We start from the raw sequence: 26,547 nt of genomic DNA, 5'->3' as shown, positions 1-26,547 counted from the left end.
CAGCCAATTCTGGGACGTCCGTGCCCAGTACGACCGCCACGCAGTATACCTGCCCAATGCACCCTGAAGTGATCTCGGATGAGCCTGGTGATTGCCCAAAATGTGGAATGCATCTTGTGCCATTAGAAGAGGGGGGTAGCAAGGTGCATTCTGATCACGCCTGTCATCAGCAGCCCAGGAGTGAGGAGAAATCTTCAGATGATGATCGTAAGTACAATACGGTTCCTTCAGGGTATGAGGGAACCGTCTATACCTGTCCCATGCACCCTCAAGTCCGCCAAGCCAAACCCGGAGCCTGCCCGCTTTGTGGAATGGGATTGGAGGTTGAGTCTACAGCCATGGGTAATGAGGGCCCCAACCCGGAACTTGTGGATTTCACCCGTCGCTTCTGGGTCGCAGTGGTGCTTTCAATACCGTTGCTGATTCTGACCATGGCCCCCTTCGTTGGTATCATGGCGGTTCGCGACTTTTTTGGTGAAAGGATATCGCAGTGGATTGAGCTGGTTCTTGCGACACCGGTGATTCTCTGGTCAGGTTGGCCGTTCTTTATTCGTGGCTTTAATTCGTTTCGCACTATGAACCTGAACATGTTTAGCCTGATTAGTATGGGAATCAGTGCAGCCTATGTTTTCAGTATCGTTGCGGTACTGGCGCCGGGTATATTTCCGAACGGTTTTCGCGGAGCTGATGGTCATGTTGGTGTCTATTTCGAGGCTGCCGCCATCATTGTCACGCTGGTTCTTCTCGGCCAGGTGATGGAACTTCGGGCTCGCGAAGGCACTGGCAAGGCCATACGCGCACTGCTGGATATGGCGGCCAAAACGGCGCTATTGATCAGGCCCGATGGCACCGAGGCAGAGGTACCTCTTGAAGATATACGGGTTGGTGATCACCTGCGTGTGCGCCCTGGTGATAAAGTGCCGGTAGACGGTGTGGTTGTCGAAGGCCGGTCGTCCATCGATGAATCGATGATTTCCGGCGAGCCGTTGCCAGTGGAAAAAGCAGCAGGTGAGAAGGTCACAGGCGCCACGATTAATGGTACCGGCAGTTTCGTCATGGAGGCCACTCGGGTGGGGGCCGATACGATGCTGAGCCAAATTGTCGAAATGGTCGCCAATGCCCAGCGCAGCCGCGCTCCGATCCAGAAGTTTGCCGACATGGTGGCGGGTAGGTTTGTACCGGCCGTCATCGGGATCGCGGTGCTGTCTTTTATCGCCTGGGCGCTCTGGGGGCCTGTGCCGGCACTGTCTTATGCGCTGGTGTCTGCGGTTGCCGTGTTGATTATTGCCTGCCCGTGCGCATTGGGACTTGCAACCCCCATGTCGATCATGACCGCCACCGGTCGTGGGGCACAACTGGGAGTACTTATAAAGAACGCAGAGGCCCTGGAACGCTTCGCCAAGGTTGATACGTTGATTGTCGACAAGACCGGCACTTTGACGGAAGGAAAACCCAAGCTCGTCGCGGTGTTGCCAGAATCAGGCCATGATGAGACAGAGGTTCTGCGGCTCGCGGGCACGCTGGAAAAGGGGTCTGAACATCCTCTGGCGGAAGCGATCGTAACGGGTGCCGAAGCGCGTAATGTGACACTCGGTAAAGCCGATGATTTTGAGGCCATTACAGGAAAAGGCGTCAAAGGCGTGGTTGATGGAAAACCGGTAGCACTGGGAAATGCCAAAATGTTGGAGGAACTGGGACTGGATGGTGGCCATTTGGTTGATGTTGCCAACACCCGACGTGACGAAGGTGAAACGGTGATGTTCGTCGTATTGGACGGTACGGTAGCCGGTCTTGTTAGCGTGGCTGATCCGGTCAAAGAAACGACTCCGGCAGCGCTGCGAGCGCTCCATAAACTGGGGTTCCGGATTATTATGGCAACCGGTGATAACGAGCGAACTGCTAAGGCTGTTGCCGCCAAGTTAGGCATTGATGAAATCCGGGCGGATGTCCTGCCGGAAGACAAAGCCAGGATTATCAGTGAACTTCAAAGTCAGGGAAAAAAAGTGGCTATGGCAGGGGATGGTGTGAACGATGCGCCTGCTCTTGCTCAGGCGGATGTGGGTATTGCCATGGGGACAGGTGCAGACGTTGCCATTGAAAGCGCCGGATTTACTCTGGTTAAGGGAAATCTGGACGGGATTGTCCGAGCTAGAAAGCTGTCGGTTGCAACGATGCGTAACATCAAGCAAAACCTGTTTTTCGCATTGGTATACAACGGGGCAGGTGTTCCCATTGCTGCGGGCGTTCTCTACCCCTTTACCGGTATGTTGATAAGCCCAATGTTCGCCGCTTTTGCAATGAGTGCGTCTTCCCTCTCTGTGGTGATGAACGCCTTACGTTTGCGACACGAGAAAATCTAGTCCCGTTAGGCTGGTTTCTAAACCTGAGTTCCTGATCCAGGGGTATGATCTCACTGGGATTCAGCCGACCGCCGACACTGATACTTAAAAGCAGGTAAGCTCTACATCGCAGTACTTATAGAATCAGAGATCGTCCATCCGTCCAACCTGACGGACCAGACGCTGAAATTCGTTTTGCTCCATCGTCAATAAGGACTCCATCAGCTCTTTTGCCTCCGGGATCGCGGCTTTTCCGACCAGTGTTTGATAGAGATAAATAATTTGATCGTGAAAGTCGAATACCTCTCGGCAAATACCGTTAAAATCAAGCTTTGCATATGGCTCGTCACAGGTCCGGTGAGTTTTTATGGGATTATGAGACTGATAGTCATAAACCCATGTATCCAGAACTTTTGTGGCGGCCTGACGCTCAAACTCGTTCACAATACGTTCCATTTCAGACTCGTGGGCGGCCAGGTAGCCCAGAAGCGCTCGGGCTCTTTCTTCCTCATTATGTGTCGCACCATGGGAAAGACAGCGCGCCAGGTGGGCATGCAGGTCACGAGTCCAGTCGATCAGTTCTCCAAATGTTTTTACATCCATTTTGATTGGCCTTTGAAGTAGATGTGATGTCTGGGTGATGAGTTTGGGTCGTACCCGAGAATCTTAGTAAAACCCCAACATTCCCGGCAGTCATATCAAGGAGACCAATGCAGGACTCTCCGTCGAGCAGACCACAGCAGCCTGAAATGAAACTGATATAGGTGGGCCAAAACGAATCTAGAGTTGATAGAATCAATTTAATAGCAGTCTTGAAAAACTGCGACTCCCTGCTAGCTCTTCACCTCCCTCATTATAGTTGTGCTTTCAACAGCCAGAGCTGATATTGCCACTTTCGGTTAAACCGCGCTGTAGCCGGTTTGATGAAAGCGCGGTCAGCATGAAGATGCTCGACTACGATGTATAACGTATTTGCATCGAATGTGTGGAAGAGATTTTACCCAGGCACGGCATAGCCACCAGTGCGCATTCTCACCATGCAGGCAGCTGCTCCCCTCCCCCAGGTGCTCATCACCCTCAATCCGCACCTGATAAAGGCATCACGAGAGTGCATTGATTACGTAAGCCAGCTAGATGACATTTTTTGAGGCGGTGCACGTCACGGCAGTAAGGTAGGCTGAGGCTCGCCAAACAACAAGAGCCCCGTTTGTTGCCGCCATCCCCGTCAATGAAGAAGGTAATTAAGCCCTCAGTGAGGCCCTTGATGGTTTACTGTCCTGACCTGCCTGTTTGCGCTACAATTGCCGCCCTACCCGTCAATTTGGTTAAAAAACAAGCAATGATAGATAGCAAAGTGCCACGTATTGGGTTCGTTAGCCTGGGCTGCCCGAAAAATCTGGTCGATTCCGAGCGTATTCTGACCCAGCTACGTATCGAAGGTTATGATGTGGTGCCTTCCTACGATGATGCCGATCTGGTGATCGTCAATACTTGCGGTTTTATCGACAGCGCAGTGCAGGAATCCCTGGAAGCGGTCGGCGAGGCCCTGAGTGAAAACGGCAAGGTGATCGTCACCGGTTGTCTGGGTGCCAAGGAAGATCAAATCCGTGAAGTGCACCCCAAGGTGCTGGAAATTACCGGTCCCCATTCTTACGAGCAGGTGCTGGAGCATGTACATCGCTACGTGCCGCGTCCGGAATACAACCCCTTCGTCAATCTGGTACCCGCGCAGGGCGTCAAACTCACGCCCAAGCATTTCGCCTACCTGAAGATTTCCGAAGGCTGTAACCACAAGTGCACCTTCTGCATCATCCCCTCTATGCGCGGCGATCTGGACAGCCGTCCCATCGGCGATGTGTTGAGCGAGGCTCGCCGCCTGGTGAATGCCGGCGTGAAGGAACTGCTGGTCATTTCCCAGGATACTTCCGCCTACGGAGTAGACGTCAAGCATAAAACCGGCTTCGCCGACGGCATGCCGGTCAAGACCCACATTCAGGCATTGTGCGAAGAACTGGGCAAGATGGGCGTTTGGGTACGGTTACACTACGTCTATCCTTACCCGAGCGTGGACAACCTGATCCCGCTGATGCGCGACGGTATCATCCTGCCCTATCTGGATATTCCGCTGCAGCACGCCAGCCCGCGCATTCTTAAATTAATGAAGCGCCCCGGTGCCATAGATCGCACCCTGGAGCGTATTCGCAGCTGGCGCGAAGTTTGCCCGGAGATCACCATTCGTTCTACCTTCATTGTGGGCTTTCCCGGTGAAACCGAAGAAGACTTCCAGCTGCTGCTCGACTTTATCGAGCAGGCCGAGCTGGACCGGGTTGGCTGCTTCACCTACAGCCCGGTTGACGGTGCCCGTGCCAATGAACTGGCGGATCCGGTACCGGAAGACGTCAAGCAGGAACGATTCGAGCGCTTTATGTCGCTGCAGCAATCTATTTCTACCCGCAAGCTGGCGCAAAAAGTGGGTAAGGTAATACAGGTGCTGATCGACGAGGTGGACGAAGAAGGTGCCATCGGTCGTTCCAGCGCCGACGCGCCCGAAATCGACGGTGTAGTCTATCTGAACGGCGAAACCGGCCTCACCCCCGGCCAGATGGTACAGGTGACCATCACCCATTCAGACGAGTACGATCTCTGGGGCGAACTGCCCTGAGAGCCATTCACTTCATGCAAAAGCCCCGGCAACGGGGCTTTTTTGTGCCCGTCTTTTTATATCCGGCCCCAGGCAGTTATTAATTCACCACCTTTGTTGCTAAACAACATTTCTGTTGCTCCTGGTTTCAGCTTGCGATGATTTTTCTCGAGTTCAGTCATACTTTGGTCGAGTGAGACTCTTCACCCAATCGATTGTCATGTATAGTGGTTCCTGTTTTTTACGCCGTCCAGGGTCAGTCCTGGCCCGTCTCATCGAGCCCGGTAGTCCAGATGAATACATTAGAAAAAATTACAAAAAGTATCGAGAATTTCAGCAAGTCTGAAAGAAAAGTGGCAGAAGTGATCCTCGCCTCGCCACAAACTGCCATCCACTCCAGTATTGCAACCCTGGCCAAGCTGGCGGATGTTAGCGAGCCAACCGTCAATCGCTTTTGCCGCCGGCTCGACACCAAGGGCTTCCCGGACTTCAAATTACATCTGGCCCAGAGCCTGGCCAACGGCACTCCCTATGTAAACCGTCATGTGGAAGACGACGACGGTCCCGAGTCTTATACTGCCAAGATTTTCGAATCCAGCATGGCCTGTCTGGACTCGGCTCGTAACACCCTGGACCCACAGGCGGTCAATCGCTGCGTCGACTTGCTGACTCAGGCCAAGAAGCTGTCGTTCTTCGGACTCGGCGCCTCATCGGCCGTGGCCCACGATGCCATGAACAAGTTTTTCCGCTTCAATGTACCGGTGCTGTGTTTCGATGATGTGGTGATGATGCGCATGAGCTGTATCAACAATTCGGAAGGCGACGTGGTGGTGTTAATTTCCCATACCGGTCGCACCAAGGCACTAGTCGAAATAGCCCAGCTGGCCCGTCAGAATGACGCCATCGTCATCGGTCTCACCGCCAAAGACTCCCCCCTGGCACGAGAATGCACCATGGTATTGACGATGGAAGTGCCGGAAGACACCGACATTTATCTGCCGATGGCCTCACGTTTGGCTCAAATGGTGCTTATTGATGTACTGGCCACCGGCTTTATTTTGCGTCGTGGCAGCAAATTCCGAGAGAATCTGAGAAAAGTTAAAGAAGGGATAAAAAATTCACGCTTCGATAACCCTCATCTTTGATTTTGATCAAATAGCCGCAAAATACCGGCCATTTTTGTGACGCCGTCTACACTTTTTCATTTTCTTCAGTTATTATCGATAACAATTTCATAAACCAAGGATGCAGCATCAGACCGTGAGCAAGCCATTCAACACCAATCGAGAGTCTGTCATCACGACGTTTTCTCCGGCTATCACCCTCTCGTCTGTAGACATCCATTATTCTTATATTGCTTGCGGCCTGCCAGGTTTTAAACACCGCGCAACATTCCCCTTTTTATGTGATCTACCTCTCAATTGGAGTCTCTTATGTTAAGACGTACCAAGATAGTTACTACCCTGGGTCCGGCTACCGATCGCGACAATAACCTCGAAGAAATCATCAAGGCCGGCGCCAACGTGGTGCGTATGAACTTTTCCCACGGTACCGCCGAAGATCACTTGCAGCGTGCCAACCAGGTACGTGAAATTGCCAAAAGACTGGGCAAGCATGTGGCCATTCTGGGCGACCTGCAGGGTCCCAAGATCCGCGTTTCTACCTTTAAAGACGGCAAGATTCACCTCAATATCGGCGACAAGTTCCTGCTCGACGCCGACTTGCCCAAGGGTGCCGGCGATCAGCAGCAGGTTGGTATCGACTATAAAGACTTGCCGAGAGACGTGAAAACCGGCGACATTCTGCTTCTCGACGATGGTCGGGTGCAGCTGCGGGTTGAAGGCGTAGACGGCAACAAGGTACTGACCGAAGTGACCGTGGCCGGCCCGCTGTCCAACAACAAGGGCATCAACAAGAAAGGTGGCGGCCTTTCCGCTCCGGCCCTGACCGAAAAAGATAAAGAAGACATCATCACCGCCGCCAAAATCGGCGTCGACTATCTGGCCGTGTCTTTCCCCCGTACCGGTGAAGACATGCGCATCGCCCGTGACCTCGCCCGTGCCGCCGGCAGTAATGCCAAGATGGTTGCCAAGGTTGAACGTGCCGAAGCCGTTGCCACCGATGCCGCCATGGAAGACGTGATTCTGGCCTCCGACGTGGTCATGGTTGCCCGGGGCGACCTGGGGGTTGAAATTGGTGACTCCGAGCTGGTGGGCGTACAGAAGAAACTGATCCGTACCTCTCGTCGCCTGAATCGAGTGGTCATTACCGCCACCCAGATGATGGAGTCGATGATCACCGCACCGCTGCCGACCCGTGCCGAAGTCATGGACGTGGCCAACGCCGTGCTGGATGGCACCGATGCAGTTATGCTGTCAGCCGAAACCGCCGCCGGCGACTTCCCGGTTGAAACCGTGAAAGCCATGGCCGAAGTCTGTCTGGGCGCCGAAAAGCATCCCAGCGTCAACGTGTCCAACCACCGCATGAACTTTACCTTCACCTCGGTAGAAGAAACCGTCGCCATGTCCACCATGTATGCGGCCAACCACCTGCAGGGCGTAAAAGCCATAGTGGCACTGACTCACTCCGGCACCACGCCACTGCTGCTGTCTCGCGTTAGCTCCGGTCTGCCGATCTTCTCCCTGTCGGGTGAAGAAAAAACTCTGGCCTGGAGCAATATGTACCGCGGTGTAACGCCGGTTTACTTCAAGCACGACACCAACCTGAGTAGCACCGAAATCAGCCGTGAAGCGCTGGCTACCCTGAAAAAAGCCGGTTACGTGAACAGCGGTGATCTGGTACTGCTCACTCATGGCGATACCATGGAAGTGGTCGGCAGCACCAACACCTGCAAGATCCTGATCGTCGAATAAGCCTTCCGGTTTATTGATGAAAAAAGCCGCCCTTTTCGGGGCGGCTTTTTTTTGGCCTTGCATCAGGTCACCAGACCTCAGGCGACCTCGGATTTTTTGCGGCTGCCCGCCTCCCGGCTCAGCTCGCCGGGCTTGAAGCTGTCTACCGCAATGGCGTTGCGACGCAGTTCATCGGCGTGTTTCAGCTTCTGCACCTCGGTATCGTCGATAATGCCTTGTGCCCGGCCCTGAGCCAATAGCTCGTCAAAGGCCAGCTTGCGCGGCAGGGTGCCGGCTTTTTGTGCCCGATACAGTTTTTTCTCGACTCCCTGCACCGAGACCATAGCCAGAAAAGCGGCTTCCACCTCGCCCAGCCCCGGTTTGCCTTCGGCAGGTACATAACAAAGCGCCGTTAACCGATCGCGCACCCCCCCCGGGATCATCAGTACCTTGGCAATGGCCTGAGCATGCTTGTCCAGCGGCTTTTTATAGTGGTTACCCAGCGGGAAGATCAGCGCCCTAAGGGTGACTGCCGCCGGCCGGTTGGGGAAGTTCTGGAAGAAACCGTCCAGCGCCTCGCCAATCAGGTAGAGGTTTCGACTCAGCGCATAATGCACGAACGGCAGTTCATCGGCGGGTCGCCCGTTGTCTTCAAAATACTTGAGGGTGGCACTGCCCAGATAGAGATGACTCAGCACATCGCCCAGCCGCGCCGAAATCATCTCCTTGCGTTTAAGGTCGCCGCCCAGGATCAGCATCGACATATCCGCACAGAGCGCCAGCGCCTTGCTCATCCGCGCCAGCTGCCGGTAGTAGCGAGCCGTTTCACCGGACACAGGGGCGCCATTGAAGCGAGCGCCGGTCAGCCCCTGCCAGAGCGCGCCGAACACATTGCCGGTGGCAAAGCCGATGTGCTTGAACAGCAGCCTGTCAAACGCCTCCAGCCCCGCCTGTTCGTCCGGGTTGGCCGCCGCCTCCAGCTCGGCCAGCACATAGGGATGGCAACGGGTGGCGCCCTGGCCGAAGATCATCAGGTTGCGGGTCAGAATATTGGCCCCCTCTACCGTGATCGCTACCGGTATGCCCATATAGTTGTGGGCCAGGTAGTTCTTGGGCCCCATCTGAATGGCCTTGCCCGCGTGCACGTCCATGGCGTCATCCAGCACCTTTCTGGCCATTTCGGTCATATGATATTTGGAGATGGCGGTAACGATGGCCGGACTCTCATTCAGATCCAGCGCCCGGGTGGTCAGCCGACGGGTGGCTTCCAGCTGATAGGTCAGGCCGCCGATGCGAGCCAGCGCTTCCTGCACCCCTTCAAACTTGCCGATGGACAAACCGAACTGCTTGCGCACATAGGCATAGGCACTGGTGGTGCGCACCGACAGATGGCCGCTGGCGGTACCCAGCGCCGGCAGGGAAATTCCCCGCCCGGCCGACAGGCATTCCACCAGCATGCGCCAGCCCCGGCCCGCATACTCGGATCCGCCGATAACCCAGTCGAGGGGAATGAACACGTCCTTGCCGCGGGTCGTACCGTTCAGGAAGGCCAGCCCCATGGGGAAGTGCCGGTCGCCCAGCTCTACACCGGGATGGCTGGTCGGGATAAGCGCGCAGGTGATGCCCGGCGCCTTGTCGTCTCCCAGCAGGCCGCCGGGATCGAACAGCTTGAATGCCAGCCCCAGTACGGTGGCGCGCGGCGCCAGGGTGATATAGCGTTTGTCCCAGTTCAGGCGAATGCCCAGCACCTGCTCGCCCTGGTATTCCCCCTCACACACCACACCACTGTCGGGAATGGCACCCGCATCGGAGCCCGCCTCCGGCCCCGTAAGGGCGAAGCAAGGCACCTCTTTTCCCTTGGCCAGACCCGGCAGCCAGTGGTCCTTCTGCTCATCGGTGCCGTAATGCATCAGCAACTCGCCGGGGCCCAGCGAGTTGGGCACCATGACGGTAACGGCGGCGCTGACGCTACGCGAGGCGATGCGTGCCACTATGGTGGAGTTGGCGTAGGCGGAAAAGTCCCGGCCGCCGTAGGATTTGGGAATGATCAGCGAGAAGAAGCCTTCCTGCTTGATGTAGTCCCACACCGGCTCGGGCAGCTCCCGCTCGTCGTTGACTATCTGATGGTCATCCAGCATGGTCAGCAGGGTTTCCACCTGATTATCGAGAAAATGCTGTTCTTCATCGGTCAGAGTCGAGGGGCCATAAGCCATCAGCTTCGACCAGTCGGGCTTGCCACCGAACAGCTCACCGTCCCACCAGACCGAGCCCGCCTCCATCGCTTCGCGTTCGGTCTCCGACAACGGCGGCAGTATCTTCTTGAAGGTGGCAAAGGCCGGCCCACTGATCCACTTCTTGCGTAAACTCATGTTCCCTCTCCTCATTAACCGATATGGTCACTCAACAGGGTTTGGCGCCCACGCCACTGGCCAGATAAGGGATCACCTTACGCACCAGCCCTTCCACATCGATGTCTTCATCGAAATCGGCTTTGGCAATGTCGCGCAATGCTTCACTGGACGCCATGGTGAACACCACGGTACCCAGGGTGAAGTGCAATCGCCAGAACACATCGGCAGATGATAATTCCGGCGCCGCCTTGTGAATGGCCTGGGTAAAGTGTTCCAGCACCTCGCCATAATGATTGACGATAAACCAGCGCAAAAAGCCCTGATTATCGATATAGCCCCGGCCCAGTAGCTGCAAAAAGATTTCGGGCCCCCGACGCTTGATAACCGTCAGCTCCATCAGTGGCGCCACAAAACAATCGAATACCTGATGCAGATTAATGGCGGGCTCACTCAGCAGCTGTCGCAGCGCCGCATCGGCTCTGGGCATGAAAATAGCCAGATAGCGATCCATCACCGCCTTTATCAAGTCTTTCTTGGAGCCGAAGTGATAATTGACCGAAGCCAGATTTACGTCGGCCGCGCTGGTGATCAGCCGCAGCGAGGTATCGTTGAACCCCTGCTCGGCAAACAACACCTCGGCGGCATTGAGTATCTTCTGCTTGGTATCTTTTTTTCCTACACCTTTGCTCACAGCCCACCTCAAAAATAAAACAACTGTTTGAAATTTACGTTTCATGACCGGTGACTGTCAAGCTAAACCGCCGTGATAAGTTTTTCCCTTTTTGGCTCATTTATCGGGAACCTTCAGACACTTCTCCGCTCCAATGTAATGCCACTGCAATTAAGCACTAAGTCTTCGCCCAGCCTTGCTGGGCATTTTTTTGCCCGCTATTCCAGACATTCTTGACTTGGTAAATCCGCTTTTGCGTACAATAGGCGTCCGGCAACCAAACATGAAAACGGAGCAACATGATGACCCTGGCCAATGCCCCGACAGAAGTACAACTGGCTGTCGATTTGATTGAAATACTGGAGCTCAATGGCGTGGATCCGGCCGTTGCCCTGGCAGCGCTGGCCATCGTCAGAACAGACTGTGAACGCAAACTGGCACAGTCCGACCAGCCGGGTGAATAAGCCGATAGCTCAGGCTCTGTCTACTGACAATACACACCGGCGCCTTGGCGTCCCTTCCCGATGATGCTGGCGCATCGGCACGCCTGAGGATATGCTCTGCGCAGTGATACCTCTCGAGTTCAACATGTTCAAGACCCTGCCCGATAATCCGATTTCCCGCTGGCTGCTGATCTTTCTGCTGGTGGTAGCCGTTTACTTTTTTAATGACTTTCTGGTGCCGGTACTGGGCGCCCTGATCATCGGCTTTGCCAGCTGGCCGCTCTATCACCGGCTGCTGCGCCTGTGCGGGGGCAAGGATATGATTGCCGCCAGCCTCGCCGTGCTGCTGGTCATGTTAGTCCTGGTGGTGCCGCTGTCTTTTGCCTTTGCCTACGCCTTCGGAGAAATCAAGGGCTGGGTCGAGCTGCTTATCGATGTCAACCGGCAGGGCGCGGCCATGCCGGAATGGATAAAGGCGTTACCCGCACTGGGTAACTGGCTGACGCCCTACTGGGATCAGTATGTGGCCGAGCCCCAGGCACTCAGCGAGCTGGTGCGTCTGCTCAGCGGCGAACAACTCGGCAGCATCTATCGCTGGATACTGACGCTCGGCAGCCGGGCCTTTCATCTGTTTCTGATCTTGATCTTCATGCTGATCACCCTGTTCTTCATCTATAAAGACGGTCAGGTACTGGCCCGCCAGCTCGATAGGGTGGGCGAGTCGGTGCTGGCCGAGCACTGGGCCCGCTTTTCGCGCATGGTACCGGCCACCGTCAGCTCCACCGTCACCGGCATGGGGCTGATCGCCCTCGGCGAAGGCGTGGTACTGGGCATCGCCTATGCCGTGGCCGGCGTCCCCTCGCCGGTGGCGCTGGGCATGCTGACCGGCTTCATGGCTCTGGTGCCCGGCGGCGCCCCGCTCTCCTTTACCCTGGTGTCGCTCTATCTGGCGGGTTCCGGCAACATGGTGGCGGCGGTCGGCCTATTCCTGTGGGGAGCGATTGAACTGTTTATCGTGGACAAGACCATACGTCCCCGTCTGGTGGGTGGCCCCATCAAGCTGCCGTTTCTACCGACTTTTTTCGGTCTGATCGGCGGAGTCACCACCATGGGCATTGTCGGCCTCTTTGTCGGCCCGGTACTGATGGCGCTGCTGGTGGCCATCTGGCGGGAGTGGTTGCACAGCCTGACCCCTGACACTCAGGCATAAAAATACGGGCGCTAGGCCCGTATTGGTTTGCTGTGGGTGGTAATACCAACCCCTTTAAACGATCTGTTTGCTTGTCATATCAACCCCGAAATAGCAGTCCGGGGAGCTGTCGCGAGATACGCGATAACGCTTACTCGGATGCCGCAATCAGGCTGGCGTTGCCGCCGGCCGCCGTGGTATCGACACAGAGATGGCGCTCGATCACGAAGCGCTCGGGCGCATCCTGCCCGGTCAACAGCGGCAACAAGGCACCATCACGTTGCGCCAGGGCAACACGGTATTTCCGCAGCATCGGCTCGGTGGCCGCGCTGACCAGCGCCTCAAACCCGCCAACGGTTTCCAGGGCGACAGGCTGCAACAAACCATCCAGCCCCAGCACGGGAATACCTGTCGCGCCGTCCAGTGCCGCTTGTGCTCCCGGCGCCACCACGACCACGCCATTACCCTGCGACAGGGCAATGCCGGCCTGCTTCATTGCCGAGGCCAGATCCGGCCCCAGACACAGCACGACACCACGAGGACGGCAGGACAGCCGGTTCAGCTCCCCGGTCGGTCCCGGCATCTCTTCCGGTGCGGCATCGAGTGCCGCGGGTACGGAACCAAAGACGGGCTGCAGCCGCGCCGCACGATCTCGGGCAACGGACCAGGTCTTCACGTCCAGCTGAGTGATCGCACGCTGCAGCTGATCTGCGGTGACCGTTTCTGCCCCGGCGGCGCCCACCGTCGCTACCGCGTCGGTCTTCATGAAGCGGCGCACATACTGGGGGCCACCCGCTTTCGGACCCGTGCCCGACAGTCCCTCGCCACCAAAGGGCTGAGAGCCGACGATGGCACCAATCTGGTTGCGGTTGACGTAGATATTGCCCACCTTGACCCGGTTAACGATGCGCTCAACCCGCTTGTCGACCCGGGTATGCAGGCCGAAGGTCAGGCCAAAGCCCTGGGCGTTGATCTGGTCGACAACCTGCTCGATTTCGTTCGCCTCGAAGGTAGCCACGTGCAGTACAGGCCCGAAGATTTCCTCTTCCAGCTCATGAATGCCTTCCAGCCTGATCACCGTCGGTGCCACAAAGCGCCCCTCGGCAGGTACAGGCAACTGCTTGAGCACCCGTCCCATGGCAGCGAATTTTTTGCAATGCGCTTCGATACCCTGCTTGGCATTGTCGTCGATCACCGGGCCCACATCGGTAGACAGCAACCAGGGATCACCCACGCTCAACTCGTCCATGGCGCCGAACAGCATCTCCAGCAGGTGATCGGCGATATCCTTCTGCACATAGAGCATACGCAGGGCGGAGCAACGCTGACCGGCACTCTGGAAAGAGGAAGCCAGTACATCGCGTATCACCTGCTCCGGCAGTGCGGTGGAGTCCACTATCATGGCGTTCAGGCCGCCGGTTTCGGCCACCAGAGGGGCATCCGGCGCCATTGACTCGGCCATCACCTTGTTGATGTGCTGGGCCGTGGCGGTGGAGCCGGTAAAGCAGACGCCAGCGATACGGGGATCCGAGGTCAGCGCCGCACCGACGGTGCTGCCGCTGCCGGGCAGCAGCTGAATAGCTCCCTTGGGGATCCCGGCTTCATGCATCAGCTCGACCGCCCGGGTGGCGAGCAGTGCGGTCTGGCCGGCCGGCTTGGCGATAACGGCATTGCCTGCCGCCAGCCCCGCCAGTACCTGACCGGCAAAGATTGCCAGCGGGAAGTTCCAGGGCGAAATACAGGCAATAACACCACGCCCGGCACCAAACTCCTGATTGCGCACCGCTTCGTTCGGGTAGTAACGGGCAAAGTCGACGGCTTCGCGAATTTCGGCCACACCATCGAGCAGGCTCTTGCCCGCTTCTCGGGTCGCCAGGGCGAACAGCTCGTGGACATGCTCTTCAAACAGATCGGCCACACGGCGAATGCGGCTGGCCCGATCCTCCACCGACAAGGCGGACCAGACCTGGAAGCCCGTTTGTGCTTCGCGGATGGCGCCTTCGATATCTTCCTTCGAGGCCTGGGTAACATGACCCACCAGATCAGACGGCTTGGCCGGGTTGCGCACTTCCTGCACCTCGCCGCCCTGCACCTCGCAGGCCAGCACGGGGCCGCCGGTCCACTGATGGCTCTTGAAGCGACCACGCCCTTCTTCGATCTCGGCCACTTCTACCGGGTCGGTAATATCCCAGCCCTTGGCATTGAGGCGCTCGGCACCATACAGATCGGCCGGGCGGGCAATGATTTTGCTCGACACCGCATCTCCCATTGTAGCAACGGTATCGAAGGGGTCGCGGGCGATATCTTCGGGCTGGATGCGGGTATCGACAATCTGGTTGACGAAGGAGCTGTTGGCACCGTTCTCGAGCAGGCGTCGTACCAGATAGGCCAACAGATCCTGGTGGGCACCCACGGGCGCGTAGATACGGCAGCGCGTTCCCTGCTTGGTGAGAACGGCATCATGCAGCGATTCGCCCATGCCATGCAGACGCTGAAATTCGAAGCAGTCCCGACCCTGAGCCAGTTCCAGAATGGCCGATACCGAATGGGCATTGTGGGTCGCGAACTGGGGATAGATGCGATCGGTCATGGCCAGCAGTTTTCTGGCGCAGGAAATGTAAGACAGATCGCTGTTGACCTTGCGGGTGAAGACCGGAAAATCCTTCAGTCCCATCACCTGGGCACGTTTGATCTCCGCATCCCAGTAGGCACCTTTTACCAAGCGTACCATGATGCGTCGATCCAGCTTCTCGGACAGTGCATACAGCCAGTCAAGCACATGAGCAGCCCGCTTGCCGAATGCCTGAACCACGACACCAAAGCCGTCCCAGCCCGCCAGCGAGGGATCGGACAGCACCGCCTCGATCACGTCCAGAGACAGATCCAGGCGATCGGCTTCTTCCGCATCGATATTGAAGCCCATGTTGGCAGCCTTGGCCTGTCTGGCCAGTTCCAGAGCGCGGGGCACCAACTCGTTCATGACCCGCTCTTGCTGGCCGAATTCGTAGCGAGCGTGCAGCGCCGACAACTTGACCGAAATACCCGGGTTCTTGCGAATTTCCTGGTGTACACAGTGCGGAGCCAGGGATTTGATGGCATCGGAATAGGCGCGGTGATAGCGCAGCGCATCCCCGTCGGTACGGGCAGCCTCTCCCAGCATGTCGTAGGAGTAGGTATAGCCCCGCGACTCATAGCTTTTCGCGCGCTTGAGTGCTTCTTCGATGTTGCGACCCAGAACGAACTGGCGTCCCATCTCCTTCATGGCCTGAGCAACGGCCGTGCGCACCACGGGCTCGCCGAGACGCTTGACCATGCCACGCAGTGTGCTCGCCAACCCTTTCCGGTCGACCGGTGAGAGCAGCTTGCCGGTCACCAGCAGTGCCCAGGTGGAGCTGTTGATCAGCGAGGAGCCGGAACGGCCACGGTGTTCGGCCCAGTTGCCGGATGAAATCTTGTCTTCGATAAGCTCGTCGATGGTGCTCTTGTCCGGCACCCGCAGCAGGGCTTCGGCCATACACATCAGGGCCACACCCTCTTTGGTGGTCAGGCCGTACTGCGCCAGAAACTTTTCCATGATGGTTGGCGTGGAGTTGGCACGCACATCTTTTACCAGCTCGATCGCCCGTGCGGATATGCTGGAACGCTCACTGGGGGATACCTGCGCATTGGCTGCCAGGGCCTTGACGACGGTGGCCTCATCTGCCAGATAGTTGCTACGCATCTGTTCCCGGCTGGACGCCATCGATTGTGCTTGTTCTTTCATCCGACCTACTCCCTTGGTATATGCAGTCTTGTTGTCGCCATTCTACCCACAAACAGAGAGTCACATTTCCTATATGAAACCAGTTGGCATTACCTTGTGACTATTTTTTGATGTTAATTTCTCGTTTTTCACCACAAAAATATAAATAACAGGAAAATAGACCACGCTAGCTCTTCAGGGTCAGGTCTGCCGCACAAAAAAAATGACCCCGTCACGGCCATTCGTCGTCGGGGTCAGGAACCGGGGGGAAATGAGGCTCCGCTATGCCAGTTCGAGCAGCACACTCAGGGCTGACGGAGAAAAGCGCACAATCGGTGACTTTCGTCTTCTGTACTTCAGCCAGGGTCTGGTGCCAGCGTTGGAAACACACTACCACCGCACTGAAAAGCCAATAGTCTATTTCACCAATAAAGAAACAAATGTGGACTATTTGGGTGTATTTAAACAAAATAATAGAAATAAAGACTAAATAATGGCGGTAACAATGGCGAATTTGGATAGAGCAGATCTGCAGATCATTAAGGAACTCCAGGAAGATGCCCGGATGACACTTACCGAACTGGCCTCACGCGTCGGCCTGTCGAAGACCCCCTGTCAACTGAGGATGCGTCGACTCGAAGAACAGGGGTATATCACCGGTTATACGGCGCTGGTCGACCATGGCAAGCTGGGCCTGAATCACATCGCCTTTGTACAGGTCACCCTCAACGATACCAGCAGCAAGGCCCTTACCGCCTTTAACAAGGCCGTCCGCAAGATCGGAGAGGTCGAACAGTGTCACATGATCGCCGGTGGTTACGACTACCTGCTGAAGGTACGCACCAACGACATGGTCGCTTACCGTATGGTGCTGGGAGAAAAACTCTCCACCCTGCCGCACGTGGTGCAAACCAGTACTTTCGTGGTCATGGAAAGTGTGAAGGATATCGGCTTGTAGGCACGGCCGCTCACCGGACACCCAGGCATAAAAATACGGCCTCCAGGCCCGTATTGGTTTTCTGTCAGGCGAACAATAAAAAGCGGGAAGTCGATCTCGACTTCCCGCTTGTCATTTACCGCTTACGTTTTACGGCTTTGCTTAAAGCTCTTCTTCCAGATAGGTATAACCTTCCAGACCGGCTGACAACTCTTTCAGCATCATGGTACGGGTGGCTTCGTCCAGATCCGGCTGATTCACCAGCACTTCGTAACGGGCGTTGATCACCGTCGGATCTATGTCCACATAACGCAGCATGTCGGCCACTGTGCTGCCGGCTTTCACGTTATTGATAACCACCTTGCCCTGCTCGTCCACAGACACTTCCGCGCTGTGGGTATCGCCGAACAGATTGTGCATGTCGCCCAGAATTTCCTGATAGGCGCCCACCAGGAAAAAGCCCAGATACTGGGGCTGACCGGGAACAAACTCCGGCATCGGCAGTGTGGTTTCCACACCCTGGCCGTCGACATACTGATCGATGGCACCGTCCGAGTCACAGGTAATGTCCAGGATCACCGCGCGACGGGTCGGCGCCCGGTCCAGACCATCCAACGGTAATACCGGGAAGATTTGATCGATACCCCAGGCATCGGGCAGCGACTGGAACAGGGAGAAGTTGACGAAGCACTTGTCCGCCAGTTTCTCGTTCAGCTCGTCGATAATGGGTCTGTGCGCCCGGTTTACCGTATCCAGCCGTGACTTGATACCCAGACAGATGTTGAGGTGCATTTCCTCGGCCCAGGCTCTGTCTTCCAGCGTCATCAGACCCATGTTGTACTGCTGGTGCACATCGGCCAGCTCGGCCACGGTATCGTGGTAGATTTCGAGCAGTGGCGGATCTTCCTGGCACAGGTCTTCCCAGGTTTCCCAGATGTTCTGCAGCAGGAAGGCGGCATCGTCTGCCGGCGCTTTCGCCGCCTGGGGTTTTGCCGATTCGGTGCTGATCACATCGGCGACCAGCATGGCATGGTGCGCCGTGATGGCCCGGCCGGATTCACTGATGATCAGCGGATAAGGCAGGTCGAACTCGCGACACACATCACCAATACCCCAGACCACATTGTTTGCGTATTCGCGCAGGTTATAGTTGGCCGAGCAATAGCTCTGTGAACGGGTCCCTTCGTAATCCACGCCCAGACCACCGCCCACATCGACGATGTCGACCGGCACGCCCATACGACGCAGCTCGCCATAGAAACGGCCGCATTCACGCACGCCTTTCTGGATATCGCGAATGTTGGCAATCTGGGAACCCAGATGAAAGTGCAGCAGCTGCAGCCAGTCCAGGCAGTCCGCATCGCGCAACTGCTTGACCAAGCTCAGCACATGGGCCGCACTCAGACCAAATTTGGACTTTTCGCCACCGCTGGACTGCCATTTGCCGGCGCCCTGCGAGGCCAGTCGTGCACGCACACCGAGACGGGGGGCTACATTGAGGCGTTTGGCCTCGTCCATCACCATGGTCAGCTCGGACAGCTTTTCGATGACGATATAGACCTGATGGCCCATCTTGGTGCCCAGCAGCGCCAGACGAATATATTCCTTGTCTTTGTAACCGTTACAGACGATCACCGACTCGGTTTCGTGGCTGTGAGCCAGTACCGCCAGCAGCTCCGGCTTGGAGCCGGCTTCCAAGCCCAGACGAGGCTTGTCTTTGTAGGCCTTGGTGACCGCGTCCAGCACACCGCGCTGCTGGTTGACCTTGATCGGGTAAACGGTCAGGTAATCGCCTTCGTAACCATAATCTTCGATGGCGCCACTAAAGGCATTGAACAGGGCGTCGATACGGCTTTTGATAATATCGGGAAAACGCAGCAGCACCGGCGCGGCGTAGCCTTCGGCCTTGAGCTGCTCGACCACCTCGGACACCACTACTTTGGCCTCGGGTCGGGTTTTATCGGGGGTAACCACCACCCGTCCCTGATCATCCAGATGAAAGAAACCCGCGCCCCAGTAAGGCAGGTTGTACACTTTGAGCGCGTCGTTTGCGGACCATTCAGCCATATTCTTTGTCCCCTTTGAGTGTAAGGGTCATAGAAGATCCGGACCTGTATAAGGCCCGGTACGATAATTTTGTGACGCTCGGAGGGTATAGAGCGTTCGGCGCTTCAGCAAGTATCTCCGTGACATTAATATTAATGACCATCGGTATGGCTTGTCTTGAAAAACGGGAGCCGAGTCTACACACAGAGTCGGGCGCTGACCAGTACATGAGAGCGCTTGCGGCCACTTTATTGCGCAGCCAGTACCTCCAGCGCCGGCCCCAGCGTCTGCAGAAAATACAAACCGCTGCGCCGCCCCAGTTCATAGTCCTGATCCAGCTGTGTCCGGCTCGAGCCCAGCACCCGGCTGTGCAGCGACTGGTGCGGAAAAATCTCGATCACCCGCGTATCCTCCGGCGGCGAGCGCATGAAGTCGTGGAAGTCGTTAAAGCAGCGTTCGTGGGCCTCCACTATCTGCATCAAATCGCCCATCCGCTCACGGCCTATCCAGCCTTCCAGCTTGCGCGCCCAGTGCGGACTGAAGCGGCTGTGCTGGGGCACGGTACGGATCACCACTATGGTGCGAGCCCCCCGGCGATACGCCTCACGCACTGGAATGGCATCGGCGACGCTGCCGTCCACATAGCGCTCTCCCTGCCACTCCACCCCGGCCCGATAAAACAGCGGAATGGCGCTGGACGCCTTCAACCCCAGCATCCAGTCGCTCTCGGCCGGGTGAAAATAATGGGGTTGGTAATCCCCGGTACGGGTGCTGCAAAACAGCAGCTCGCGCCCGTTCAGTCGTTTGCGACCGGTGTCGATATCCAGCGGTAGCCCCCGGGTCAATACCTCGAAGAACCAGTCCAGATCCACCAGATCGCCACCACGGGCAAAGTGCAGCGGACGAAAAAATTCGGTACGGGTGGTGTATTCGCCGATAATCTTGCAGGCATAGCCCCGGGCATCGCACACAAAGGCGGACAAATTCTGGGCCCCGGCCGAAGTACCGATCAGGATATCGAAGGGGTCGAAGCGGGCCTCCATAAATACATCCAGCACTCCGGCGGTAAAAATTCCCCGCTGGCCGCCCCCTTCACACACCAGAGCCAGTTTGCCGTTCAGGCCCTCGACATTGGCATACAGGGGGGCGATATGGCCAAGACTGATCGGAACATGGTTGGTCATGGTGATTCCCTTCATCAAACCGTATAAATGGTACCAGAGCACCGTCATCGAGACGGAATTGGGACTCATTTGGTATTATTATTCAGGTTGCAGGCGGGTGTCCCGAACCCGACCCGATACTCAAATCATAGCTAATCCACGGCGCGCCCGGCGAACCATGGCGTTAACGGTCGCTGTGCCCCAGGTCTTTGTCCGGTGCGATATGATCCCGCAGCCGCTGCTTGATTTCCTTGGCCTCGGGAAAACCCTCGTCGGCTACCCGACACCAGATAAGGGTGCCGTCGACGATGATCTGAAACTGGCCTTTTTCGCCCGGGATCAGAGCCACCTCGCCCACCTCGTCATTGAAGGTCGACAATATTTCCTGCGCCAGCCAGGCCGAACGCAACAGCCAGCGGCACAGGGAACAGTAGCGAATTTCCACTCTCGGTTTCATGGTGTTTCCTTGTATCAGAACAAAAAGTCTCGGAATAAAAAATCTCGAAACAAAAAAAGTATCAGAACGAAAAAGGGGTCGGCGTCTATGTATCGACGCCGACCCCTTTTTATAACATGAGTATCAGTATAACGAGTCCTGAGGCCACACCAGCCAGAGGCCGAGCGCCCCCACCAGCACCGCCGAGACCACCGCCGCCAGAGCCGACCACCAGACTCCCTTATGGCGCAGCCCCTGCTCCACCAGTGGTGGCACCAGGGCCAGGGCCACCAGCCACCAGTCCATGGGAATATACTGCCAGCACAGGGTCAGCAGCAACACATAGGCGCCGGTAAGGTAGCGGTCGGACACCTTGCGCGTAAGGCCACTCAACCACAGCAGGCCGGCCAGCACCGCCAGGGATCCGGAGAGCTGGGCCAGCAGCAGGCTGCCGCCGATGGCCACGGTAATGGCGAAGGCACCACCTCCGGCGGTAAAGCCCAGCCCGACACGGCCGGTATCGCCGCGCCATTCACGCCAACCCTGCCACAGCCAGAATACCACCAGACCCAGCAACGCCTCGGGATAACGGCCCAGCAAGGGCCACAGGGCCAGCAGAAATACCCCGCTTGTCAGCAGCGGCGACAACACCCGACGCCACAGGCCCGGTAACAACTCGGACAGCGCCACCGCCCAGAGGGCAAACGGCAACCACTGGGTACCCTTGGTCGGTAACAGATACCAGCCGGATGCCCAACCGATAGTCACCCACACCGCCAACCCTGCCAGCCACCAGAATGCAGGCGGGCGCCACCAGCCGATGGCGCCCGCAAACATGGCAGGCAGCAGCGTCTGCATCAGCAGATCCACGCCCATATCAACCCCCGAATTTACTGACGAATGCCTTCGACAAACAGCTTGATCTGAATGTCGTCACCCACGCCGGGCAGGCCGTAACTCATGCCGAAGTCACTGCGCTTGATGGTCGTCTCGGCATTAAAACCGTTACGATAGCCACCCCAGGGATCTTCGCCTTCACCGATAAAGCTGACGTCGAAGGTCACCGGCTGGCTCACGCCATGCACGGTCAGGTCGCCACTCAGCTTGCCGCCCTCTTTATCACCTTCATAACCGGTGCTGGCAAAATTCAGGGTCGGATACTGGCGTACGTCGAAAAAATCGGGGCTGCGAAGGTGCTTATCCCGTTCCTTGTGGTTGGTATCGACGCTATCGGCCTCTATGGTAAAGCTGGCCTTGGCGGCAGCAGGATTGTCCGCGTCGAACTGGTAGCTGCCCTCAAGCTCGTTAAAGCGACCCATCAAGGTGCTGAAACCCATGTGGCTCACTTCAAAAACGGCGGTGGTATGGGCCGGATCCACCTTGTAATCGGCGGCCACAACCGGGCCGGCCAGTGCCAGAGAAGAAACAAGCAGGGCTATTTTTTTCGTATTCATAGGAATCTCCGTTACTGCCGAAATCAGGCGCAGATAGCGCCACATGATTAATCTGGACTAGATAGTAGGATGCCTTGCAAACGAGAACAATTATAACTTAACTAAAACATTATCAACTTTTAGTTAATAATGGCGACGCTTCGTCCCACTCAAGACAACAAACATCACAGAGGAGAATATGCCGTGGATCAATTATCCGCCATTCGAACCTTCTGCAAGGTAGTGGAGCTGCAGAGCTTTACCAAAACCGCGCAACAGCTGGAGTTGTCGGTCGCCATGGTGTCGAAGCAGGTGGGCCTGCTGGAACAGCATCTTAACGCCCGCCTGCTGATGCGTACCACCCGACGGGTCAGCGTGACCGAAGCCGGACAGCTCTATTATGTACGCTGCCATGCCATTCTGGCCGAGCTGGAGCAGGCCGACGCCATGATCTCGGATCACAGTCGCCGGCCCAGCGGCCCTATTCGCATCTCTGTGCCCATGGACTTCGGCACCCTCAAGGTGGCGCCGCTGCTGGCGGAATTTCACCGCAGTTATCCGGACATACAGCTCAATCTGGAGTACAGCGACCGTCTGGTGGCGCTGGTGGAGGAAAACTTCGATCTGGCGCTGCGCATCGGCGCCCTGCCCGACTCGTCGCTGATTGCCCGGCCACTGGCGCAGATGTCGCTGATCACCTGTGCCGCCCCCGATTACCTGGCCCGACATGGCACCCCGACCCATCCCTCGCAGCTCCCGGATCATAACTGCCTGCTCTATACCCTGAGCGAGCCGCAATGGAGCTATCAGCAGAAGGGGCATCACTATCAGGTTCGGCCCAAAGGCGCCATGCGCGCCAATACCGGTCGGGCACTGGCGCTGGCTGCCAGTCAGGGCATGGGCATCATCATGCAGCCCCGCTTTATCGTGGAGGATTATCTGGAAAAGGGGGAGCTGCTACCGCTTCTGGAAGACTTCGAACTGCCGACGGTCAGCCTGAATCTGTTGTACCCGCATCGGCATTTTCTGCCCAGCCGGGTCAAGTGCTTCGTGGAATACATGGAAGACTGCTTTAAACATTCACCCGACCATTGAGGCGGGGTGGATGTCTGTTCTCATTGCTCATCATCCTGAGGAGCAGAGGCAAGATACCGTTAAGCAGACCTTCTGCGCCAGGGAAGGCGCAGTAGAGCCCCCATGGATGGGTTTACGGCGTGTCTGCGTTCGGTATCTGGCCTGTGATCTACTTATCCGGACCGATATTTAACGAACCACGCCGCCGAGAAACTCCTGACGGGTTTCGGGCCGGCTCTTGAAAATACCGCCGAGGGAGGTGGTGGTGGTACTGCTGGTGGCATCCATCACGCCCCGGGCCTTCACACAGTAGTGGGTTGCGGTAATGCTGACCGCCACGTCATCCGACTCCAGCAGCTCCTGCAGTGCCACCAGCACCTGCTGGGTCAGTCGTTCCTGCACCTGAGGCCGACGGGCAAAAAACTGCACGATGCGGTTGATCTTCGACAGACCAATCACCTTGCTGCGCGGAATATAGGCCACGGTGGCCGTGCCGTCGATGGTCACGAAGTGGTGCTCGCAGGTACTGGTCAGGGTGATGTCCCGCACCTGCACCATTTCATCCACCTTCATCTTGTTCTCAATCAAGGTGATTTTGGGGAAGTAGCTGTAATCCAGTCCGGAGAAAATTTCTCGTACATACATCTTGGCGATGCGCTTCGGGGTTTCGGCCAGGCTGTCATCTTCAAGATCCAGACCCAGCACGTCCATCATCTCGGTCATCAACCCGGTAATACGGGACTGTTTTTCATCCAGGGTCAGAGTATTACCCTTCATCGGGGTTTCCAGCCCTTTCGCCTCAAGGGCAGAACGAACTCGAATAGCGGCATCGCTCAAAGCGGTCATGACAGGCTCCGTTGAATAAATAAAAAGCGGTAAAACAAACTGCATGGATGGTAGTGCATTTAGGGTCCGGTGTGAATGATGGATTCATCTCCTAACCTTCAGAGAAAGATGACAAAAAAAATTTAAACTGGAATAATAAACTCAACCGTCCCCATAACAGGTAACCGAACATGGCCACTCATGATTGCGACAGCCAACCCGGGCTGCGTCCTTACCTCGACGCCAAACACGACATGCTCTCTCGTCTTGAGGCAATAACAGACAGCGACATCATCTCTCTGGAACATTCGCTGAACCGGATTCTGGCCGACGATATTCACTCTCCCATCGACGTGCCCTCCTTCGCCAACTCGGCGATGGACGGCTACGCCCTGCGTGCCGCCGATGTAACGGACGATGCGGCCCTCACCCTGATCGGCACCAGCCTGGCTGGCCATCCGTTCAACGGTCGGGTCGGCCCCGGCGAATGCGTACGCATCATGACCGGCGCCGCCCTGCCCATCGGTGCCGACACAGTAGTGATGCAGGAAAACTGCCGGTCCGAACACAACGTCATCTATCCCCGGGGCCCGGTGACCGAGGGCCAGCATGTGCGCCTGCCTGCCGAGGATCTGGCCCAGGGCGAGCGGGTCTTTGCCGCCGGCACCCGCATCAACGCCCGAGTGCTGTCGGTGCTGTCGTCGCTGGGGCTGGAGCAGCTGTATGTTCGTCGCCCACTGACGGTCGCGCTGCTCTCTACCGGTGACGAGCTGAAAAGCCCGGGCGAACTGCTCGCCCCCGGCGATATTTATGACTCCAACCGCATCGGCATCGGCGCCATGCTCGAACGACTCGGCATCAGGGTCATCGATTATGGCATTATCGATGACGATCCTGCGCTTATCCGTCAGGCCTTTCTCAAGGCCGCTAATGAGGCCGACGCCCTGATCACCTCCGGTGGCGTTTCTGTGGGTGATGCGGATTACACCAAGCAGGTGCTGGAAGACGTTGGCCGCATCGGCTTCTGGAAGCTGGCGGTCAAACCCGGCAAACCCTTCGCCTTCGGTCACATCAACGACTGCCCCTTCTTCGGCCTGCCCGGCAACCCGGTGTCGGCCGCCGTCACCTTTCATCTGATGGTTCGCCCGGCTCTGGCCAAACTGGCCGGTGAAACCCTGGCACCAACCCCCACCCTGCAGGCGAAGACGCTGATGCCGTTCAAAAAAAGCCCCGGCCGCATGGACTTTCAGCGTGGCATCGTCAGCACCCAGCCCGACGGCAACCTGGGCGTCGTAGCCGCCGGCGCACAAAGCTCGGCGGTCTTCAGCGCCATGGCCGAGGCCAATTGCCTGCTGCACCTGGAGCAGGACAGAGGCAACGTGGCCGAAGGAGAAATGGTCACCCTGGAGCTGATCGACGGACTGTACTGGTAATGCTGCAGCTCAGTGATGAAGAATGGCTGCGCTACAACCGCCAGATAGTGCTGCGCCAGTTCGATATCGAGGGGCAGGAAGCCCTGAAAAATGCCGCCGTGCTGATCATCGGCGCCGGAGGCCTGGGCTGCGCCGCCGCCCAGTATCTGGCGGTAGCCGGGGTGGGCCGGATCACCCTGGTGGATCACGACCGGGTGGAGCTGTCCAACCTGCAGCGTCAGGTGCTGCATCAAGACAGCGATATCGGTCGACTCAAGGTGGACTCCGCCGCCGACAGCCTGCACGCCGCCAATCCCTATATAAAGGTGGTTACCCACGCCTGTGACGCCGACGAGGCCCTGCTCAGCCAACTGATCCCCCAACACCAGCTGGTACTCGACGGCACCGATAATCTGGAGACCCGCCAGCGGGTTAATCGTCTGTGTTTCGCCGCCAAAGTCCCCCTGGTGTCGGCGGCGGTGATCCGCATGGAAGGCCAGCTCAGCATCTTTACCTATGGCGACGACGAACCCTGTTACGGCTGTTTGAGCCGGCTGATGGGCACCGGCACCCTGAGTTGTGTGGAAGCCGGCGTCTTGGCGCCCATGGTGGGCGTGATGGGCTCCTTGCAGGCGCTGGAGGCCATCAAGCTGCTGGCCAACATGGGCCGCTCGCCCAAAGGCAAACTGCTGCTGGTCGACGGCCTCAACCTCGGCACCCGGGAGCTGACCCTGCCCAAGACACCCGACTGCCCAATATGTGGGGGGAATTCGTCACCATAGGCGGTGTGCTGTAGAGTCGTAGTTCCAGAGGTAACAGGGTCACCTCCCTCGACACGCTACAAGTACATCCATGTAAGCTCGGACATGCCATCCCTGGCATGTCACGGTCGCGGGAGGCGCTCCCTGTTACCTCCTCTTGCCACCCGAGTTGCCTTCAGACACCGCCAACAGGCGACTCAGGTGCTTGTTGGAGGACAAAGGGATCTGCTCAG

At 57.2% G+C, this 26,547-nt stretch carries 20 protein-coding genes; 10 read left to right on the top strand and 10 right to left on the bottom strand.

Annotation, left to right across the window (positions count from 1 at the left end):
- Positions 1-56: 56 nt before the first annotated feature.
- Complete coding sequence (locus UN63_RS01490; protein WP_104485130.1) at positions 57-2,360, top strand: copper-transporting P-type ATPase; 2,304 nt, start codon at positions 57-59, stop codon at positions 2,358-2,360.
- 123 nt (positions 2,361-2,483) lie between these two features.
- On the opposite strand, the gene UN63_RS01485 is transcribed toward UN63_RS01490, so the two are convergent.
- Complete coding sequence (locus tag UN63_RS01485; RefSeq protein WP_104485017.1) at positions 2,484-2,942, bottom strand: ATPase; 459 nt, start codon at positions 2,940-2,942, stop codon at positions 2,484-2,486.
- 736 nt (positions 2,943-3,678) lie between these two features.
- Between UN63_RS01485 and rimO the strand changes: the two genes are divergently transcribed.
- The 3 genes from rimO (at position 3,679) to pyk (ending at position 7,853) form a co-directional block, all read left to right on the top strand.
- Complete coding sequence (gene rimO, locus UN63_RS01480) at positions 3,679-5,001, top strand: 30S ribosomal protein S12 methylthiotransferase RimO (protein ID WP_104485016.1); 1,323 nt, start codon at positions 3,679-3,681, stop codon at positions 4,999-5,001.
- 272 nt (positions 5,002-5,273) lie between these two features.
- Positions 5,274-6,125, top strand: a complete 852-nt coding sequence (locus tag UN63_RS01475; RefSeq protein WP_104485015.1) for a MurR/RpiR family transcriptional regulator — start codon at positions 5,274-5,276, stop codon at positions 6,123-6,125.
- 288 nt (positions 6,126-6,413) lie between these two features.
- Complete coding sequence (pyk, locus tag UN63_RS01470) at positions 6,414-7,853, top strand: pyruvate kinase (RefSeq protein ID WP_104485014.1); 1,440 nt, start codon at positions 6,414-6,416, stop codon at positions 7,851-7,853.
- 77 nt (positions 7,854-7,930) lie between these two features.
- Here pyk and UN63_RS01465 read toward each other — a convergent pair whose 3' ends face one another.
- Together UN63_RS01465 and psrA are read right to left on the bottom strand one after the other, a co-directional pair.
- A complete protein-coding gene (locus UN63_RS01465) occupies positions 7,931-10,201 on the bottom strand; it encodes an acyl-CoA dehydrogenase (RefSeq protein WP_104485013.1) in 2,271 nt (756 codons plus the stop codon).
- A gap of 31 nt (positions 10,202-10,232) precedes the next feature.
- The gene (gene psrA / locus UN63_RS01460; protein WP_229793478.1) at positions 10,233-10,874 is read right to left on the bottom strand and encodes a TetR family transcriptional repressor PsrA; all 642 of its coding nucleotides are present in this window, start codon (positions 10,872-10,874) and stop codon (positions 10,233-10,235) included.
- A gap of 281 nt (positions 10,875-11,155) precedes the next feature.
- Here psrA and UN63_RS01455 point away from each other — a divergent pair, with 281 nt between their 5' ends.
- A complete protein-coding gene (locus UN63_RS01455; protein ID WP_104485011.1) occupies positions 11,156-11,317 on the top strand; it encodes a DUF2496 domain-containing protein in 162 nt (53 codons plus the stop codon).
- A 124-nt stretch (positions 11,318-11,441) separates the two neighbouring features.
- Positions 11,442-12,506 carry an AI-2E family transporter gene (locus UN63_RS01450; protein WP_104485010.1) on the top strand — a complete coding sequence of 355 codons (1,065 nt, stop codon included), beginning with the start codon at positions 11,442-11,444 and terminating at the stop codon, positions 12,504-12,506.
- A gap of 130 nt (positions 12,507-12,636) precedes the next feature.
- Here the strand turns inward: UN63_RS01450 and putA are convergent, their stop codons facing one another.
- Positions 12,637-16,248: a bifunctional proline dehydrogenase/L-glutamate gamma-semialdehyde dehydrogenase PutA gene (gene putA, locus UN63_RS01445; RefSeq protein WP_104485009.1), complete on the bottom strand. Its 3,612-nt coding sequence runs from the start codon at positions 16,246-16,248 to the stop codon at positions 12,637-12,639.
- A gap of 472 nt (positions 16,249-16,720) precedes the next feature.
- Between putA and UN63_RS01435 the strand changes: the two genes are divergently transcribed.
- Positions 16,721-17,185: an Lrp/AsnC family transcriptional regulator gene (locus tag UN63_RS01435; RefSeq protein ID WP_219821044.1), complete on the top strand. Its 465-nt coding sequence runs from the start codon at positions 16,721-16,723 to the stop codon at positions 17,183-17,185.
- A 141-nt stretch (positions 17,186-17,326) separates the two neighbouring features.
- Here the strand turns inward: UN63_RS01435 and speA are convergent, their stop codons facing one another.
- From speA to UN63_RS01410, 5 genes are all read right to left on the bottom strand, one after another.
- Positions 17,327-19,231 (bottom strand): biosynthetic arginine decarboxylase, encoded by a 1,905-nt coding sequence (gene speA, locus UN63_RS01430; protein WP_104485006.1) that lies wholly within the window; start codon positions 19,229-19,231, stop codon positions 17,327-17,329.
- A 227-nt stretch (positions 19,232-19,458) separates the two neighbouring features.
- On the bottom strand, positions 19,459-20,394 hold the full coding sequence (locus UN63_RS01425) for a patatin-like phospholipase family protein (protein WP_104485005.1): 936 nt from the start codon (positions 20,392-20,394) through the stop codon (positions 19,459-19,461).
- A 163-nt stretch (positions 20,395-20,557) separates the two neighbouring features.
- Positions 20,558-20,830 (bottom strand): Rdx family protein, encoded by a 273-nt coding sequence (locus tag UN63_RS01420; RefSeq protein WP_104485004.1) that lies wholly within the window; start codon positions 20,828-20,830, stop codon positions 20,558-20,560.
- A 123-nt stretch (positions 20,831-20,953) separates the two neighbouring features.
- Positions 20,954-21,685: a hypothetical protein gene (locus UN63_RS01415; protein ID WP_104485003.1), complete on the bottom strand. Its 732-nt coding sequence runs from the start codon at positions 21,683-21,685 to the stop codon at positions 20,954-20,956.
- Between the two features lie 14 nt (positions 21,686-21,699).
- Positions 21,700-22,263 carry a YceI family protein gene (locus tag UN63_RS01410; RefSeq protein WP_104485002.1) on the bottom strand — a complete coding sequence of 188 codons (564 nt, stop codon included), beginning with the start codon at positions 22,261-22,263 and terminating at the stop codon, positions 21,700-21,702.
- Between the two features lie 183 nt (positions 22,264-22,446).
- On the opposite strand from UN63_RS01410, the gene UN63_RS01405 reads away from it, so the two are divergent.
- Positions 22,447-23,337, top strand: a complete 891-nt coding sequence (locus tag UN63_RS01405; RefSeq protein WP_104485001.1) for a LysR family transcriptional regulator — start codon at positions 22,447-22,449, stop codon at positions 23,335-23,337.
- Positions 23,338-23,505: 168 nt separating this feature from the next.
- Here UN63_RS01405 and folE read toward each other — a convergent pair whose 3' ends face one another.
- Positions 23,506-24,162 (bottom strand): GTP cyclohydrolase I FolE, encoded by a 657-nt coding sequence (gene folE / locus UN63_RS01400; RefSeq protein WP_104485000.1) that lies wholly within the window; start codon positions 24,160-24,162, stop codon positions 23,506-23,508.
- A gap of 170 nt (positions 24,163-24,332) precedes the next feature.
- Here folE and moeA point away from each other — a divergent pair, with 170 nt between their 5' ends.
- Positions 24,333-25,574 (top strand): molybdopterin molybdotransferase MoeA, encoded by a 1,242-nt coding sequence (moeA, locus tag UN63_RS01395; RefSeq protein ID WP_181068139.1) that lies wholly within the window; start codon positions 24,333-24,335, stop codon positions 25,572-25,574.
- Positions 25,574-26,335 carry a molybdopterin-synthase adenylyltransferase MoeB gene (locus UN63_RS01390; protein ID WP_104484999.1) on the top strand — a complete coding sequence of 254 codons (762 nt, stop codon included), beginning with the start codon at positions 25,574-25,576 and terminating at the stop codon, positions 26,333-26,335. The genes moeA and UN63_RS01390 overlap by 1 nt, the downstream gene beginning before the upstream one ends.
- Positions 26,336-26,547: the final 212 nt, after the last annotated feature.

The sequence above is a fragment of the Oceanisphaera arctica genome, assembly GCF_002936955.1.
Lineage (GTDB): Bacteria > Pseudomonadota > Gammaproteobacteria > Enterobacterales > Aeromonadaceae > Oceanimonas > Oceanimonas arctica.
The sequence above is the reverse complement of the archived record's forward strand: the minus strand, read 5'-3'. Positions and strand labels throughout refer to the sequence as shown.